Origin of the sequence: Effusibacillus dendaii, assembly GCF_015097055.1 — a bacterium.
GTDB classification, from domain to species: Bacteria; Bacillota; Bacilli; order Tumebacillales; family Effusibacillaceae; genus Effusibacillus; species Effusibacillus dendaii.
In genome coordinates this window covers 1,773,240-1,789,793 of record NZ_AP023366.1, presented here as the reverse complement: position 1 = coordinate 1,789,793, position 16,554 = coordinate 1,773,240, and the positions used below count along the sequence as shown (strand labels likewise).

Genomic DNA, 16,554 nt, shown 5'->3' with positions numbered 1-16,554 from the left:
ATGGGAGGGTCGGAGATGCAACAACGGGAAGAAGTATTTGCAAAATTAGCCGAAGTTTATGATCCAGAACTGGATCAATCGCTTACAGAGTTGGGTTTTATTAACCAAGTGGCAATTAACGGTTCGGACGTCACGGTGTCATTTCGTCTTCCCACATATTGGTGTTCTCCAAACTTTGCTTTCATCATGGCAGAGGATATTCGTGATCGAATATCGGAACTTCCATGGGTCAAAAAGGTGGCGGTTTGTCTGGAAGATCATTGTGCTTCGGCCGAAATCAATGAGGGGGTTTCCAACGGCAAAACGTTCGTTGAAACATTCCCTGATATGTCATCCGGGCAACTGGATGAGCTGCGAAAAACATTTCGTGTCAAGGCATTCGTATCCCGTCAAGAAAGGTTATTGCGACATCTTATCCGCTTAGGATTCACTCATTCGTCAATCCTGGATTTGACTATTCGAGATTTGTTGGAGCTTCCAAATCTCGAATCGGAGGGAATCATGCTGACAAAGCAATACTTATCCATTCGCCAAGCACTGGGGTATGACAACGAACCAAAGAAGATTGCTTTTATTCAGTCTGATGGCAAAAAGCTGGATCTGGAAAGTTTTCCTGGGTACTTGGCAAATATTCGGCGAACCCGTTTAAGTATGGAATTTAATGGGCATTATTGCCGAGGGTTGTTTGAAACGCGGTATAGCATGGAACCACTATCCGAATTGGAGGTATGTAAATAATGAAGGCCGCACGTTTGCATAAATATAATGAACCTTTACGCATTGAACAAGTTCCGGATCCTGTTATTACCGACTCAAGCGATGTTATTGTAAAAATTGGGGGGGCTGGAGTTTGTCATACCGACCTGCATCTGATCGAAGGGGTTTGGGCGGAAACCCTTGGTACAGAACTTCCCTACATCATCGGTCACGAAAACGCCGGTTGGGTCCATGCAGTAGGTTCTGCCGTCACTAATTTTAAGGTGGGCGACCCTGTCATTGTGCACCCTGTGATGAGTTGTGGAAAATGTTTGAACTGTCGTGCCGGAGAGGATATGCACTGCCCGAATCTTAAATTTCCCGGTCTGACCGTTGATGGCGGATATGCCGAGTATTTAAAGACCTCTGAACGAGCTTTGATTCCATTGCCAAATGATGTGAATCCCGCTGATGTGGCACCATTTGCCGACGCTGGAATCACTGCGTACAGAGCTGTACGGAGAGCTGCCCCTTTAGCCAAGCCGGGCACCAAAGTTCTCATGATTGGGATGGGGGGGCTTGGGCATATTGGCGTTCAGGTCATGCGAGAACTGGGGAATTCGGATATTATTGCCTTTGACAGGAATAAGGATCGCCTAAATATGGCATTGGATCTTGGGGCAGTTCATGCAGTGGAAGCGAACGATAGGGCTGTTTCGCAAGTACTGAGTCTTACAGCTGAGCAGGGAGCGGATATTATCATTGACTTCGTGGGTACTGACCAGACTCATGCGGAGAGTCTGCAAATGTTGCGAAAAGGGGGGACCTATTTCGTGGTTGGTTATGGGGGGACCGTGAAAGTTCCTTCACTTAACCTTATTAACAATGAAATAAGCATTGTCGGCAGTTTAGTTGGAAACTACAATGATCTGTATCAGTTAATGGAACTCCATGCTCGCGGCAAGGTAATACTCCACTCAGCCAAGTATGCACTGGACGAGGCAAATGATATACTGAAGTTGCTTCATGATGGGAAGATCAACGGAAGGGCAGTTTTGGTTCCCTGAAATATACCTGCAGGAAGAGCGCCGGGGGATATCTCGGCGCTTCTTTTTCGTATATAAAGAGTGCAATATTATTGATATTGATTTTAAGATAAAAAATATTATATAATCGGAATACGTATAATTTTCTGTTATTTTTGCCTGCCGAAAAATCATTTATTCGGAAGAAACTTTAAAAATAAAAGCTGATTGTGGGTTGGCCGCATCTTGAAACGATTCATGTGTTAGCAAACCGAAGTCTAAAAAGTATTTACGGGGTAATTTCCGGGAGGTGGCTCTGTAAAATATGAAGAATCCGTTTCTTGCTTTAGATGCATGGTCTTCTCCTCATTCTGTAAGATCGAAATTGGAGTCAGCCTGGGAAAGTTTTATAATCAGACAGCGTCTGGACCTTGATGTCCGACCTTTGGTGGTTGAATCATGGCAACGTTGTCATTCACTGGGGATTCATCCTCTCCAGTCAAAGCCGCCAATTCTTTTCTCCGAAGAATATATTCAAGACTATTTGTCAGATAACCGGCTGTTCTTTGATCTGAATCCTATAGTACGCGAACTGAAAGACCTGGCAAATGATTCCGGTCATTTGGTGGTATTAACCGATGAAAACGGCACTATTTTAACAATTGACGGAGATATTTCCTTAAGAAGAAAAGCAGAGAATATGGATTTCGTTATTGGAGCATCCTGGGCTGAGAGTAATGCGGGTACCAACGGTATAGGTATTTCACTTGTAAACCGTTCGCCCGTGCAGGTTTTTGCAGCCGAGCACTTTTGCCAAGAGGTCCATAGTTGGACCTGTTCGGCATCTCCGATTCGAGACCCGGCCACTCAGCAAATTTTAGGGGTTCTCGATCTTACGGGACCGTGGCAGACCGCCCATCCACACACTCTCTCCGTGGTCGTGTCGGCTGTGAGGGCGATAGAAGAACGGCTTCGCCACACATTAGAGGTCGAACGGACAAAAGTTCTGGAATATTATTTGAGTGGAATTTCTCGCAGTCCAAATACACTTATGGTTGCACTGGATCGTGGGGGTACAGTGATCAAAGCGGTTCCTAAAATGTATGAATATGGCTGGATCGATTCAAACAATCGCCTGGTAGGCTGTCCTGGTGTTTCATCAACAATGGCAGAAATGAATTGGGAAGTCGAAGGAAAGAACGGAAAGTGGGACTTTGTACTCCGTACCTGTTTCCATGAAGATCATCCTATTGGCGCTATTGTCCAAGCCGTTCCGCCCAATAGCGGCAGTCGGTCTTACGCAGAGCTCTCAACCAAGTATTCATTTGGCAATATGATCGGCCGTTCATCGAAATTTTTGGCCGCACTGTCGGAAGCACGATCGGCTGCCAGAAGTGAGTTGCCGGTTTTGATTGAGGGAGAGAGTGGAACGGGAAAAGAATTATTGGCTCAGTCAATTCACGCTGCAAGTTGCCGGGAGACAGGACCTTTTGTGGCAGTAAATTGTGGTGCTATACCAAAGGAACTTGCTGCCAGTGAATTTTTTGGTTATGAGGGTGGCACGTTTACGGGAGCAAGAAAAGATGGAAGAGAAGGCAAATTCGAACTGGCTGACGGAGGAACTATATTCCTCGATGAAATAGGTGAATTGCCGCTTGATTTACAGACTCTTATGCTGCGGGTTCTTGAGGAGAAGGAAGTTGTCCGCTTGGGCGGGAAAAAGCCAATCCGGGTAAACGTACGAATTATTGCCGCCACGAATCGGGACCTTTTCGCTGATATTGAAAATGGTAAGTTTCGCCGGGACCTGTACTACCGATTAAATATACTATCGCTGCGGGTTCCCCCTCTACGGGAAAGACAGGGAGATATTCCTCTTCTGTTGAAACATTTCTTGCAAAAAGTATGCCATGAGATGGGGCGATCACCGATTCAGGTGGATGAGGAAGCATTGAGGGTTTTGGAAGATTACCCGTGGCCGGGCAACGTTCGGGAACTGCGGAATATTGCCTATCGAATAGCCGCCAAATTGACAGGAAATCTCGTGCGTGCGGTCGATTTGCCGGAAGAAATACATGGGGGCAGGAGGAATCGGATTGAAGTGAGACAGAATTTCTTGACCACAAGGACTGCATTCAGGAACCAGGAAACACAACTCATCCTTGCGGTGCTCAATGAATTAAATGGAAACGTATCAGAGACGGCACGTAAGTTGGGTATTCATCGGAGCACGATTTATCGAAAACTCGGTCGTAATCTCCAATCTTAAAATTTATTAAGGAGAAAGGCTATGATTCCGAAAAAAGTCAAATGGGGTGTACTGCGTACGGACAATAGCGTCAGTGAAGAACAACTATCCTTTTTTGGTTGTTCACCCAATGCGGAATTGTACGCTATCGCTGGAAGTAAGGAAAAAATACAAAGTGTTTCAAACCGGTTGCACGTTCAAAGGTATTATGAAGGGTAAAAGGTTCTGTTAGGACGAGAGTTGAAACCGAGATAAAAGCGTACGATGAATGGGATGCCGGATGCTGTGTAGCGGCAATTTTGGGAAGAAGAGTAGACACAAAGAATTCCCCTTCTTGGTGAAACTTAAATCACCAAGAAGGGGAATTTATTGCGTCTTCATGTTGTATCCTGTTCGGGTTGTATACATCTTGATATAATAGAAGAATGACACGAACATCTACATTATCGCGACCCGTTCTTTTGCTGTTTATAGGATATGCTGTCAATTATTTTGGTACCGGCATGACGATGCCGTTTCTGATTGTGTACCTGCATGAGATTCGGAATCTCTCGCTTGCTGCGGCCGGCAGTATGCTGAGTATTTCCAGTGCTGTCGGCCTTCTTGCAGCACCATTGGCAGGTTGGGCGGTAGACCGGCTCGGCTCGTTTCGTATATTGTTGTTCTCGCTCGGTATAGTCACGGTTGGGACAATTTCCTATATGCTTGTCTATAATTTTTGGTCGGCGCTAGTCTCCGCGATTCTTTCCGGCATCGGCGGGTCATCCATGTGGAATGCGCTGTCAGCGCAGTTGGGAACTATTACGGGTAAAATGAATCGCTCCCGATTTTTTGGCATCGCCTATGCGGTGCAAAATCTTGGTCTGGGGATCGGATCGGGTCTTGCCGGGTTGATTGTACATACGGATGATCCTTCATCGTTCATCCGGTTGTTTCTCATTGATGCGTTGACATATCTAGCGTTTATACCCATTTTATTGATGGCAAGAGGGGCATCAGGCAGAACGGCGAATCAAGAGGCGGGCTCCATTCGTCAGGAAGAGGCGCGTGGATATCGTGAGATCCTTAAGGATCGAGCCCTTCTGGCAGCGACCGCGCTTAACATGCTGCTCGTAATTTTTGGCTTTAGTCAATTGAACTCATCCTTTTCTGCTTGGGTGGCCGATCAATCGGGGGCGGGTGCGGATATCACCGGTTTTGCGTTTCTTGCAAATTGTGTGGGAATCGCGCTCGTTCAGGTGCCCGTCCTTCGTTTGACGGCGAATTGGCGGCGAACCCGGTCAGCCGCTATGGCAGCAATCGGATTTATGATTTGTTGGGGGTTAACGGCAGTGGCCGGACTTCAACAGGGTCCGTGGTCGGCGGTTTTATTTATCACAGCCCTTACAGTTTTTGGAATTGGAGAGACATTTCTGTCTCCCAGCCTGGCGCCGATGGTAAACGATCTTGCGCCGGAATCTTTGCGCGGTCGTTACAACGCGACGTTTAACCTGTCGTGGCAAGTAGGGATGATTGCAGGCCCCGCCTTGGCGGGCCTCTCTCTCCAATATGGTTCCGGCAGTCGGTTGTTTCTTCTGTTGGCAATGATTTGCGGTCTGTGCGCGATTGTTGCCATCGGCATGGAGCGCATTGTGCCGCAGGCGGCGAATCGCGGTGACATCGAGTAGGAGAGAAGGTCATTGTCAATATGGCATTTGGAATCAACAGACAGGAACTGAACGAATGGAAACGGAGAGTGAAGCAGGGAGAAATTGCTTTTCTGACGCATTATTGGCTTGATCCCCGTTTCCCCAATTGCAAAACGATTACCAAAGCAGGGTGCTTGGATGTGGAGCGGTTGGTGGAATGGGGTACTCAATACGGACTTAAGCGGGAGTGGATCGATAACCGATCGGGGTACCCGCACTTTGATCTGTTGGGGGAGAGGCAGCTTATGATTTTGAAGAAAGAGAATTTGTGGGAGCAGATTGTACGGTTCCAATTGTTGGATTCATGAGATGAGGGCAGGACGTCCCGTTGTCAAAGTTCGACATCTTTCGGCGTAATTTGCTAACGTCGTAAGATTTTGGTAGTATTTAGTTAAATGATTATAAAATCTTTAAACTTAACGATTTTGTTGGTAGTAGGATTGTGAAGGAGGCGTCCTGATGGGGAAGAAGATTCTCATCGTGGATGATGAACCTTATAACCTGAAGATTTTGAATATGTTTCTCTCCTCACTATCCTTTGAGATATTTGAAGCGGTTTCGGGAAAGGAAGCGCTGCGGATCGTTCAATCCCATACCCCTGATTTAATTTTGATCGATGTGATGATGCCTGGGATCTCAGGTATTGAACTGTGTCAAATGTTGAGTAACCGCCCCGGTTTCACTGCACCTATCATTTTCTTGTCAGCCAGAGTCCAACAGGAAGATATTCAAATTGGGCTAAAGGCCGGCGCCGTTGAGTACCTCACTAAACCCATCGATTTAGATCTTCTTCATAAGACAATCAATTTTTATCTCAAAAAAATTTAGTTAAAAGGTGATCGAAAATATGCGGAATCAAACCGTCCATAGCCAAAGAAGCATCAAAAGAGTGTTTACCATGACACGCATTATCAATTCTGTATTTGATCTGAATGAAATTCTGCAGGTGCTGGTGGATGCGATAGCCAGTGAGATTGCGGGCGCTGATCTGGTGGGCTTTTTCAAGAAAGAAGAAGATGGGGTATTCTATGGTACGATTGGAAATTCGGCAAAAGTTAACATACAAGAACTGTACATAGATCCTGAAAAGGATGAGTTTGTTCGGGATATAATCAGGGAGCAGAGGCTCAGCTATATTCCGGATACCACCGTGGACCGTCGGCCGGATCAAAGAAAAATCGAAATTATGCAGATTAAGTCTATCCTGGGGTTGCCTGTGATTGTAGATGATAAAGTTTATGGTCTGGTGTTCGTTCATGATTTCGGAAAGAAAATGAATTTAACACAGGAACAGATTGATATCGTAGAAGCGTTTGTTAACATGTCCAGTGTTGCGATTCGCAATATTTTGATGTTTGAAAGAACCCAATCCCTTCTGAGCAAACAGCAGCTTCTGCTGGAAGCGTCAAATGCGATGTCAAAGTCGCTTTCGATCAATGATGTGCTGCATGCGTGTACCCGTTATGTTGGACAGGCTCTTCGCTCCAACGATATTGCGATCCATCTGTTCAACGAGAAAAACGGCACGTTTAAACCTTACCACATAGCGAAAAACGGAAATGTTACGGAAGATGAATGGAGAGAAAAGCACCGGACCAGTGTCAGTATTCACGTGGATGATGATCTTTTGTTTCGGGAAATCGCCATTACAAAAAAAGCAATCTCGATTGATGATGTTTTCTCCGACCCCCGACCGAATCATCAAGCGTGTGAATTGTTTGGGATCAAAAGTTTACTGATTATTCCGTTAGTAGCAAAGGGGAAAGTGTTTGGTGCGATCGCGGCGCCCTCTTTTCACAAACGTTCCTATCAGGAAGACGAGATTGAACTGTGTCAATCCCTTTGTGACATGACGGGAACGGCGCTGTCTAACGCGATGTATGCAGAAGGGTTGGACCAATTAGTTAAGGAACAAACGGCAGAATTGCAGCAGGCCAACCTGAAGTTGGAAGAGTATGTAAAGGAGCTGCAGCATCTTGACCGCTTAAAAAGCGACTTTATTTCGTCTTTGTCACATGAACTGCGTACACCATTTACGGCGATAAAAGGGGCTATTGATATTCTCAATCGGGGAATTTTTGGCGAGTTAAATGAACAGCAAATGGAATTGACGGAAATGGCCGACAAAGCACTGGAAAGATTGCTTGGACAAGTTACTGAACTGCTGGACTTCTCCAAGATAGAAAATGGCACTTTTGAACTGGGTTTGGAAAAAGCCAATTTTATCGAAATTATAAACGATTCTGTACAACTGATTGAACCGTTGACGAAGAAAAAAAATCAAAAGCTTTTCACGCAATTCGATTCTGATATCGAAGTGTGCGTGGATAAACAACGGATGCAGCAAGTGCTGATTAACTTGCTGTCAAATGCAAGCAAATTTACGCCGCCTGACGGAGAAATCTTGATCAAAAGCTACATCGAACGAGATCAATTGTTTATCGAGATCAAGGATACAGGCATCGGGATACCCAAAGACAAACAGAAACATATATTTACCAAGTTTTATCAGGTGAATAATGTCGTGCCGGGCACGGGTCTCGGGTTGTCAATCACAAAACAACTGGTGGAACTGCACGGGGGAACCATTCGATTTGAAAGCGAGCCAGGAAAAGGAACAGTGTTTATCATTCAAATACCAACCGACGGAGGACTGGAAAATGAGATCGATTGAAGCAGGATTGCGATTTCTGGCACAAAACGGTTTGCGGTATGTGTTTGGAATTCCGGCGGGTTCCATTAATGCACTTTATGATGCGTTGATCGATATACCGGAAATGGAGCCGATTATCGCAAAACATGAAACAGGGGCCGGGTATATGGCATGCGCTTATACGCGAGTTACCGGAGCACCTTCGGTCTGTGTGGGATCAAGTGGTCCCGGTGCCACCAATCTCGTAACGGCAGCCGCCAATGCCTGGAAGGAAAAGCTGCCTGTGTTGTTTATAACCGGTTCCGTGCCGACTAAAAAAATCGGTAAAGGTGCCGGGCAGGAACTGGTTGCCGAGCCGATTTTCGCTTCGATTACGAAAATGAGCACGATCGTATTCGATCCCCAAAAATTACCGGATATACTGGCACAAGCTTATGAGACAGCGATTAGCGGGGTGCCAGGACCGGTCCATCTGGCAATTCCGATCGATGTACAAATGACGGATATCGGGGAACCGATTTTGCCAACCGTTACGAAGCCTGTGCGGATAAAGCCAGAGCCGGAGGCAATGGAACAACTGCTGCAGATCGTTACAGAAACGGGAAGCCAAGGCGCCTTGTTGTTGGGGCATGGCGCAAAATCTGCGAGTAGTCTGATTGTCCGTTTGGCTGAAACGACTGGCTGGAAGGTTGCCACAACGCCGCGCGGAAAGGGGGCTTTCCCGGAAAATCACCCTCTGTCGCTTGGTGTTTACGGGATGTCGGGAAATGCGGAGGCGATTGAATTCTTAAATGACACGAAACATGATCTGCTGATGGTGATCGGTTCGAGTTTGGGGGAATCAGAGACTGCCAATTGGGAACCCAAACTGGTTGCAGGTAAAAGGCTGGTTCATGTGGATATTGATAAAAAAGAATTTGGCAAAAACTTTGAACCTGATTTGGCTGTTCATGGAGACGCCGAAATCGTAATCGAACAACTGTTGCGTGAAATTGAAAACGAAACAGGGTCAAAAGAAAATCAATCCATGATGTATGGTCTGCCGGAGAATCTTCGCTATGAAAAACCGTTTGACGAAGATCACGCAGGTTGGAATACGGAACTTGCGATTCGCCAGCTCAGTGCCTGCGCCCCCGGCGATACCAGGTTTTATGTGGATATTGGCGAGATGATGACATACTCCATCCAGTACTTAAAGATCGTGGACGATCAACAATTTGATTTGGATATTAGTCTTGGCGGAATGGGCTCAGGAATTTCCGGCGTAATAGGAGCAAAGTTGGCCGATCCTGCCCGTCCGACCGTTTGCATCAGCGGTGACGGCTGTTTCTTTATGCATGGCATGGAAATCATGACAGCAAAAGAATACAAACTGCCGATCGTATTTGTGATTATTAACAATGCTCGCTTGGGCATGGTGTACCACGGTCACAACCTGCAGTACAAACGCTGTCCAGACCGTTTTTCGCAAGAGCGCGTCTCGATTGCCGATGCAATGGAAGCGCTTGGTGTACGAACAGTGAAGGTCCATTCACTGGCTGATTTGCAACCGCAACATCTGGAAGAATGGCTAGCGGCGGAAGGGCCGGTAGTAGTGGAAGTGATAGTAGAAGGAAATGAAATCCCGCCAATGGGAGAACGGGTGAAATTTTTGCAGGGGGCTACTTATTGATCGACTGATCTGTTCTAAAACAGAGAAAACCGCCGAAGTGGGCGGTTTTTTTCGTCGATAGGAATCTATATATCTTGATCTGCTTACTTGTTTTGCATCTGCAGTATCGGTTTTTGCTGAGTTGGTTCGAGAGATGCCGCGAAATATTCGACTGCGCCGGTGTCACTGAAACGTTCCAGTTCGTTGTACGCCGGAATGCCATGTGCAATCACATCGAGTCCTTCTTCTTCCTGCGAGGCGGTGACACGGATGCCGATCGACTTCTTGATGAGGATGCCCAATCCGTAAGCGGTCACGAATCCCCAGACGCAGGCGACCAAAACCCCTGCTATTTGAACCATGAGAAGTTTGCTGCTGCCTGTAAAAAACAAGCCTTGCTGCGTATCGAACAGCCCAACCGCAATCGTTCCGAAGGCGCCGTTGAAACCGTGTACTGCGACCGCGCCAACCGGATCGTCCACTTTCATTTTATCAACCCAGCCAGTTGCCAGAATCACCAGTACACCTGCGATGAAACCGATTAAAATGGCTGATTTTGGACCGACATAGGCGCAACCGGCAGTAATCGCAACCAGACCAGCCAACGAACCGTTGATGGCCATGCTCGGATCTGCCACTTTAAAGCGAGCCATCGTGTATAATACGGCAGACGCACCACCTGATGCCGCTGCCAAAAATGTGTTCAGCGCAATGTGGGACAGATTGCTGTCCAGCGCGTTTAATGTACTTCCTGCATTAAATCCGAACCAGCCGAACCAGAGGATGAAAGCGCCAGCCGATGCAAGCGGAATGTTGCTGGGGGCAAACACGTTTACGCTGCCATCTTTGTTAAAACGGTTCTTGCGCGGACCGAGTACCATGGCCAGCGCGAAAGCGGCGAATCCTCCCATCGCGTGAATCGCTGCCGAACCTGCAAAATCTTTCATGCCAAGCTGCTGCAGCCAACCGCCGCCCCAGATCCAGTGGCCGGAGATCGGATAGAGAATTCCGCAGACCACCATAACGGTTACAATATAGGCGGAAAATTTCATCCGCTCTGCTACGGCACCCGATATGATGGAAGCAACCGCCATAGCGAATGCAATTTGGAACAGAACGAAAGCGGAGATGGGAAGCTGGTTGGGGGTGACTCCCGTGCTGGTGGCGCTGAAATCAATTCCCAGCACACCAGACCAATCTCCGCCGAACATGAACGCAAACCCGACCAGATAAAAAGCTAATGCGCCAAATGTCAGATCGACGAAAATTTTCATTGTTACGTTGACGGCGTTTTTGGTGCGAACAAGTCCGGCTTCTAAAAGACTGAAGCCACCTTCCATAAACACGATCATCGCGGCAGCCAATACAACCCATACCGTATTTAAACCAATGACGACGTTGTCCATTGATGTTCCACCCCTATTGTTGATTTCCCTCTCTTCCGTTAAGTATACTGGTTGCGTCACTATTGTCAACCTTTTATGTTAGAAAACATTACATATAAAGTTGACAAAATTACGGACAATGTCTCCCGAAGGGCAGTGTCCGTAATCGAATCGGTCAGCGATTTAATTCGTCAATCGTTTCGTCCATGCTTCCGGTCCGAATATTGTAGGCTTCTTCAACGGGATAGACGAAAATTTTACCGTCTCCCATTTCGCCTGTCTGGGCTGCTTTGATAATAGCTTCGACCGCCGGTTTGACGTTTTCGTTTGAAACCACCATTTCCATCTTTAGTTTCGGGTGGAGAGTGATCGAATAGGCGTGACCGCGGTAGACGCCGCTGGTGTTTTTTTGCTGACCCCGTCCCTGTGCTTGCAAAACGGTAAATGCGGTGATGCCGACTTCGCGCAGTCCCGCAATGACCTCTTGCAATTTTTCAGGACGAATGATGGCTTCGATTTTTTTCATGGGCGATTCCTCCGGTTTCAAGCAACAAATGTAAGGATGCTGCTCCTATTTAACTTCAAAGTAGGGGCTTACCTGTTCGGATGTCAACCGGCTGCCCACCAGGAATTCACCGAATTCACCGTAACGGGCGCTGACTTCATCAAAGCGCATCTCATAAACGATTCGTTTAAATTGAATCGGGTCGTCGGAGAACAACGTAACTCCCCATTCCCAATCATCCAGACCTGTCGAACCGGATACGATTTGGGTGACTTTCCCCGCGTATTGGCGACCGGTTAAGCCGTGCGCCCGCATCAACTCGCGGCGCTGTTCAAGCGGCAGTGAATACCAGTTGTCGTTTCCTTCCCGCTTTTTGTTCATGGGATAGAAACAGATGTTGTTCGTTTGGGGAAGTTTGGGGTAAAGTCGGTTCCGAATAGCGGGATCCTGGTACGGATCGAACCCTTCGCGCGGCAGATAGTTGCCAAGCTCCACGACCGACAGGTAGGAATAGCCGGAAAACATGGATTCGGCAATTTTTGTTTTGTTGAGCGCTGTTTCGACTTTTCCAAGATCCTCTAACGCAGGCCGAAGATTGAGAAACAACAGGTCTGCCTTGTGGCCGACGATTGTATAAAGGGCGGTGCTGCCTTCGTTTTGGTCTTCGATTTGCTTCCATTCCGCCAGCAGACTGGACAGTTCATCGAGGGCCGCCTGCCGTTCCTCTTTTGAACGTGCCCGCCAGGAGCTCCAATCAATTGTACGGAAATCGTGCAGCATATACCAACCGTCTAATGCGTGCAATACTTGACTCATATGTATCCACTCCTTGTTCCATATAGAAACAAGTATAGCATACGGAAAACAGGCTTCAAGGAGGACAGGAGGTCATTCACAGGATGTTCATTTGCCTCTGGCAGCTTGCTTAAGGTATAAAGGAAGTAAGTTATAATATGTCTAAAAATGACGAAGTGGTGAACAGAATGGCATTTAATGATACATTTTTACGGGCTTGCCGACGCCAGCCGGTCGATTATACGCCGGTATGGTACATGCGGCAAGCGGGGCGCTATCAACCGGAATACCGCAAAATCCGGGAGAAGTACAGTTTGATGGAGATTTGTGAAATTCCGGAAGTCTGTGCGGAAGTGACGCTTTTGCCGATTCAACAGTTGAACGTGGATGCGGCCATTCTTTTTTCTGACATTATGATCCCTGTCAAAGCGATGGGTGTTGATGTGGATATAAAAGGCGGTTATGGGCCTGTCATTGCCAACCCGATTCAACACACATCAGATGTAGAGAAGCTGCGCGACATTGACCCGGAGGGGGATCTGCCGAAGACGTTGGAAACGATCCGCATCCTTCGCCGTGAGTTGAATGTGCCGTTAATCGGCTTTGCGGGAGCACCTTTCACGCTGGCAAGCTATATGATTGAGGGCGGTCCCTCAAAAAATTACCACAAAACAAAACAGATGATGTATGCGGCGCCTGACGTATGGAACGCACTGATGGACAAGTTGGGGCGGATGATTGTTACATATATGAAAGGACAAGTGGCGGCCGGCGCCCAAGCGATCCAGGTGTTCGACAGCTGGATCGGAAGCTTGTCGCCGATCGATTACAGGCAGTATGTATGGCCGACGATGCGGCGGATTTTTGAGGAACTGCGGGGAATTGGCGCACCGGTTATCTATTTCGGAATCAATACGGGTGAACTGTTGTCCGTATGGAAGGAACTGCCGATTGACGTGATCGGTGTCGACTGGCGGGTGCCGCTTGATGCGGCAAGAAATCGGGTAGGGTTCGATTTTGCCCTGCAGGGAAATCTGGATCCTGCCGTTTTGATGGCTCCGCAGCAGGTAGTGGAACAGAAAGCGAAAGAAGTTCTCGATTTGGGCATGCAGCAGGCGGGCTATATTTTTAATCTGGGGCACGGGGTGTTCCCGGAAGTGAAAGTGGAGACGCTGCAGCGATTGACAGAATTCGTGCACAGTTACAGTTCATCGGTTCGGTAAACATCCGGACCGATTGGTTTGAGGAGGATTGGAAATGAGCAACCAGATTGGAGTCCTTGCCATGGCTTATGGGACTCCTGAAAGTTTGGAGCAGGTGGAAGCCTATTACACCCATATCCGGCGCGGTCATAAGCCTACTCCGGAGCTGCTGAACGACCTGACGGAACGATACAGGCGAATCGGCGGGGTATCGCCGTTGAACGAAATTACAAAAAAGCAAACAGAAGGTTTGGAGCGGCTGCTCAACGAGTCGAGAGACGGTGTCACGTACCGCGTTTATACCGGCATGAAGCACAACAATCCGTTTATTGAAGATACGGTAAAACAAATGGCGGATGACGGAATTCAGAAAGCGGTTGGCATCGTGCTGGCGCCGCATTATTCGTCGATGAGCGTGGGAACTTACATTTCGGCTGCTGAAAAAGGAGCAGCGGAACATGGGACGCCCGCCTTTACGTTTGTCCGGGAATGGCACCTGCATCCGCTGTTCCTGAACGGTTTGGAAAAACGGCTGTTAGCGGCGTTAAAACAGTTTTCCGATGCGGAAAGGGAAAACCTGCATGTTCTGTTTACGGCTCATAGTCTGCCAGAGCGGATTTTACAGCTAAACGATCCGTATCCAAACCAATTGACAGCCACAGCATCTGCGCTGGCGGAGCGGATTGAGCAGAAACGGTGGAGTTTTGCCTGGCAGAGTGCGGGACGGACGGCAGATCCGTGGTTAGGTCCCGATGTGCTCGATGTTTTGCGGGAACTGAAGGAGCAAGGCGTACGCAATGTGATCATTTCGGCAATTGGTTTTGTCGCCGATCACTTGGAGGTTCTGTACGATATTGACATTGAATGTCAAGGGCTTGCCAAAGAGCTGGGGATCAAACTGCTGCGCACGGCGATGTTTAATGCGGATGCGGATTTTCTGCAGACATTGGCATCTGTTGTCAGGGAGCAAGCAAAGAAAGAAGGATTGTTATGACGGAGTCATCCGCTGAAAAATTGGCGATTGTGATTGGCGGAGGGATCACCGGTTTAAGCGCAGCCTACTATTTGAAAAAGGAAGCGTGCGAGAAAAATCTGCCGCTGCGTGTTTTGGTCGTAGAAAGCGAAAGTCAATTGGGAGGCAAGGTACAGACCGATTTGTTTGACGGTTTTGTGATGGAGAAGGGGCCTGATTCCTTCCTGGCCCGCAAACCGGCCGCTTTAAACCTGTGTCTGGAGTTGGGACTGCAGAGCGAGCTGGTTGGCACCAATCCGGCGGCGAGAAAAACGTATATTTTGAAAAACGGCAAATTGCACCGCATTCCGGCCGGATTGAATATCGGAATTCCTACCCAGTTTGTTCCCTTTGCCACAACCGGGTTGTTATCGGTTAGCGCCAAAATCCGTGCTGCCATGGATCTGTTCATGCCTCGTTCGGAGCAGGAGGGCGATCAGTCGCTGGGCGGTTTTTTGGCTCGCCGGTTGGGCAATGAAGTGGTGGATTCAATGGCGGAACCTCTGTTGGCCGGTATTTATGCGGGAGATTCCCGCCAGTTAAGTTTACGGGCGACATTCCCTCAGTTCGAGTCGCTTGAAAAACAACACGGCAGTTTGATCCGAGGCATGTTGGCCCAAGCGAAACAGGCGAAAGCGCAGTCGGCGGCAAGAACGGAGCCTCAACATGCGGCAGGAAACGAACCATCCGACGTAACTGGAGGGGCAACTGCTGGCGGGGCGGTTGCCCGGTCGGAAACGGGAAGCGCTCCTGCTGCCGCAAGCGGACAGGTTACAAGCGCAACCGCTGTGAAAAAGGCGATCCCGAATACGGTTTTTCTTTCCCTCCGGGGTGGTTTATCCCAGTTGATCGAAACCCTGGCGGATGCTGTCGGAAAGGAATCGATTCTGACAAACGCGGCGGTACGATCTGTGGCGCCGTTGGTGGGGCAAGAAGGGGACGCGGAGTCGCCGCGGTATCAGGTCGTGATGCAGGATGGCGCCGTTTATGAAGCGCATACAGTGATTGTGACGACTCCCGCATATACGAGTGCAAAATTGCTGTCTGCTTCTTTTTCGGCAGCAAAAATCCTTGAAAAAATCCCTTACTCCACAGTTGCAACCGTGGTCCTGACTTATCACAAGGAGCAGATTTCATTTCCGTTGGACGGCACCGGTTTTGTTGTTCCGAAAAAGGAAGGACGGGATATTACGGCCTGCACTTGGGTTTCTTCGAAGTGGCTGCATACGGCACCGGCAGATAAAGTGTTGATTCGCTGCTACGTGGGTCGTGCCGGAGAAGAAGCGATTGTGGAGGAACCGGATGAGTTGATCGTGCAAAAAGTCCGGAAAGATTTGCGGGACACGATGGGGATATCTGCTGAACCTATCTTTACAAGAATCACCCGCTGGCGGAAGTCGATGCCGCAGTATACAGTAGGGCATTTGGAACGGATTGAGGAATTCGAGAAACAGGCGGGCAAACAATTTCCCGGCTTGTTGTTCGCGGGTGCGGGTTTTACGGGGCTGGGCCTGCCTGACTGTATCCAGCAAGGCAAACAGGCGGCGGAGAACGCGAGTCGATTTTTGCAGGATTGATAAAGCAGATCCATCACACAGAGTGGAAAACCTCAGAAGATCAACCGGAAGACCTTTCAAACTGAAGGGTCTTTTTGTTTTCAGGGTTTTTTAAATGAGAAATCAGGGTTTTCCCCG

Annotated in this window: 15 protein-coding genes; 12 read left to right on the top strand and 3 right to left on the bottom strand. The window is 48.2% G+C overall.

The features are described 5' to 3' along the window. Positions 1 to 15 precede the first annotated feature (15 nt). The 9 genes from skT53_RS09695 to skT53_RS09655 all read left to right on the top strand — a co-directional run bounded on the left by skT53_RS09695 (position 16) and on the right by skT53_RS09655 (position 9,982). Entirely contained in the window at positions 16 to 738 is a 723-nt protein-coding gene (locus skT53_RS09695) for an iron-sulfur cluster assembly protein (RefSeq protein ID WP_200756373.1), read from the top strand. Further along, the gene (locus skT53_RS09690) at positions 738 to 1,763 is read left to right on the top strand and encodes an NAD(P)-dependent alcohol dehydrogenase (RefSeq protein WP_200756371.1); all 1,026 of its coding nucleotides are present in this window, start codon (positions 738 to 740) and stop codon (positions 1,761 to 1,763) included. The genes skT53_RS09695 and skT53_RS09690 overlap by 1 nt, the downstream gene beginning before the upstream one ends. Positions 1,764 to 2,046: 283 nt before the next feature. After that, positions 2,047 to 3,990, top strand: a complete 1,944-nt coding sequence (locus skT53_RS09685) for a sigma-54-dependent Fis family transcriptional regulator (protein ID WP_200756369.1) — start codon at positions 2,047 to 2,049, stop codon at positions 3,988 to 3,990. Between the two features lie 21 nt (positions 3,991 to 4,011). Beyond that, positions 4,012 to 4,188: a hypothetical protein gene (locus skT53_RS09680; protein ID WP_200756367.1), complete on the top strand. Its 177-nt coding sequence runs from the start codon at positions 4,012 to 4,014 to the stop codon at positions 4,186 to 4,188. Between the two features lie 206 nt (positions 4,189 to 4,394). After that, positions 4,395 to 5,636, top strand: a complete 1,242-nt coding sequence (locus tag skT53_RS09675; RefSeq protein ID WP_200756365.1) for an MFS transporter — start codon at positions 4,395 to 4,397, stop codon at positions 5,634 to 5,636. 20 nt (positions 5,637 to 5,656) lie between these two features. Further along, the gene (locus skT53_RS09670) at positions 5,657 to 5,965 is read left to right on the top strand and encodes a hypothetical protein (protein WP_200756363.1); all 309 of its coding nucleotides are present in this window, start codon (positions 5,657 to 5,659) and stop codon (positions 5,963 to 5,965) included. Between the two features lie 151 nt (positions 5,966 to 6,116). Then, entirely contained in the window at positions 6,117 to 6,485 is a 369-nt protein-coding gene (locus tag skT53_RS09665) for a response regulator (protein WP_200756361.1), read from the top strand. A gap of 19 nt (positions 6,486 to 6,504) precedes the next feature. Next, positions 6,505 to 8,331, top strand: coding sequence for a GAF domain-containing sensor histidine kinase (locus tag skT53_RS09660; RefSeq protein ID WP_200756359.1), 1,827 nt, complete (start codon positions 6,505 to 6,507; stop codon positions 8,329 to 8,331). Next, positions 8,318 to 9,982 (top strand): thiamine pyrophosphate-binding protein, encoded by a 1,665-nt coding sequence (locus skT53_RS09655; protein WP_200756357.1) that lies wholly within the window; start codon positions 8,318 to 8,320, stop codon positions 9,980 to 9,982. Before skT53_RS09660 ends, skT53_RS09655 begins: the two co-directional genes overlap by 14 nt. An 83-nt stretch (positions 9,983 to 10,065) precedes the next feature. Here skT53_RS09655 and skT53_RS09650 read toward each other — a convergent pair whose 3' ends face one another. The 3 genes from skT53_RS09650 to hemQ form a co-directional block, all read right to left on the bottom strand. Beyond that, positions 10,066 to 11,367, bottom strand: a complete 1,302-nt coding sequence (locus tag skT53_RS09650; protein ID WP_200756355.1) for an ammonium transporter — start codon at positions 11,365 to 11,367, stop codon at positions 10,066 to 10,068. A gap of 154 nt (positions 11,368 to 11,521) precedes the next feature. Continuing rightward, positions 11,522 to 11,872: a P-II family nitrogen regulator gene (locus skT53_RS09645; protein WP_200756353.1), complete on the bottom strand. Its 351-nt coding sequence runs from the start codon at positions 11,870 to 11,872 to the stop codon at positions 11,522 to 11,524. A 45-nt stretch (positions 11,873 to 11,917) separates the two neighbouring features. Further along, positions 11,918 to 12,667: a hydrogen peroxide-dependent heme synthase gene (gene hemQ / locus skT53_RS09640; protein WP_200756351.1), complete on the bottom strand. Its 750-nt coding sequence runs from the start codon at positions 12,665 to 12,667 to the stop codon at positions 11,918 to 11,920. A gap of 137 nt (positions 12,668 to 12,804) precedes the next feature. On the opposite strand from hemQ, the gene hemE reads away from it, so the two are divergent. From hemE to hemG, 3 genes are read left to right on the top strand one after another with little or no spacing between them, the layout of a single operon-like run. Then, positions 12,805 to 13,869, top strand: a complete 1,065-nt coding sequence (gene hemE / locus skT53_RS09635) for a uroporphyrinogen decarboxylase (RefSeq protein ID WP_226375168.1) — start codon at positions 12,805 to 12,807, stop codon at positions 13,867 to 13,869. 34 nt (positions 13,870 to 13,903) lie between these two features. Further along, positions 13,904 to 14,842, top strand: a complete 939-nt coding sequence (gene hemH / locus skT53_RS09630) for a ferrochelatase (RefSeq protein ID WP_200756349.1) — start codon at positions 13,904 to 13,906, stop codon at positions 14,840 to 14,842. Beyond that, on the top strand, positions 14,839 to 16,437 hold the full coding sequence (hemG, locus tag skT53_RS09625; RefSeq protein ID WP_200756347.1) for a protoporphyrinogen oxidase: 1,599 nt from the start codon (positions 14,839 to 14,841) through the stop codon (positions 16,435 to 16,437). Before hemH ends, hemG begins: the two co-directional genes overlap by 4 nt. The last annotated feature ends 117 nt before the right edge of the window (positions 16,438 to 16,554 follow it).

Coding starts and splice junctions, on each gene's coding strand:
- skT53_RS09695 (WP_200756373.1), top strand. CDS start 16: ATGCAACAACGGGAAGAAGTATTTGCAAAATTAGCCGAAGTTTATGAT.
- skT53_RS09690 (WP_200756371.1), top strand. CDS start 738: ATGAAGGCCGCACGTTTGCATAAATATAATGAACCTTTACGCATTGAA.
- skT53_RS09685 (WP_200756369.1), top strand. CDS start 2,047: ATGAAGAATCCGTTTCTTGCTTTAGATGCATGGTCTTCTCCTCATTCT.
- skT53_RS09680 (WP_200756367.1), top strand. CDS start 4,012: ATGATTCCGAAAAAAGTCAAATGGGGTGTACTGCGTACGGACAATAGC.
- skT53_RS09675 (WP_200756365.1), top strand. CDS start 4,395: ATGACACGAACATCTACATTATCGCGACCCGTTCTTTTGCTGTTTATA.
- skT53_RS09670 (WP_200756363.1), top strand. CDS start 5,657: ATGGCATTTGGAATCAACAGACAGGAACTGAACGAATGGAAACGGAGA.
- skT53_RS09665 (WP_200756361.1), top strand. CDS start 6,117: ATGGGGAAGAAGATTCTCATCGTGGATGATGAACCTTATAACCTGAAG.
- skT53_RS09660 (WP_200756359.1), top strand. CDS start 6,505: ATGCGGAATCAAACCGTCCATAGCCAAAGAAGCATCAAAAGAGTGTTT.
- skT53_RS09655 (WP_200756357.1), top strand. CDS start 8,318: ATGAGATCGATTGAAGCAGGATTGCGATTTCTGGCACAAAACGGTTTG.
- skT53_RS09650 (WP_200756355.1), bottom strand. CDS start 11,367: ATGGACAACGTCGTCATTGGTTTAAATACGGTATGGGTTGTATTGGCT.
- skT53_RS09645 (WP_200756353.1), bottom strand. CDS start 11,872: ATGAAAAAAATCGAAGCCATCATTCGTCCTGAAAAATTGCAAGAGGTC.
- hemQ (WP_200756351.1), bottom strand. CDS start 12,667: ATGAGTCAAGTATTGCACGCATTAGACGGTTGGTATATGCTGCACGAT.
- hemE (WP_226375168.1), top strand. CDS start 12,805: ATGTCTAAAAATGACGAAGTGGTGAACAGAATGGCATTTAATGATACA.
- hemH (WP_200756349.1), top strand. CDS start 13,904: ATGAGCAACCAGATTGGAGTCCTTGCCATGGCTTATGGGACTCCTGAA.
- hemG (WP_200756347.1), top strand. CDS start 14,839: ATGACGGAGTCATCCGCTGAAAAATTGGCGATTGTGATTGGCGGAGGG.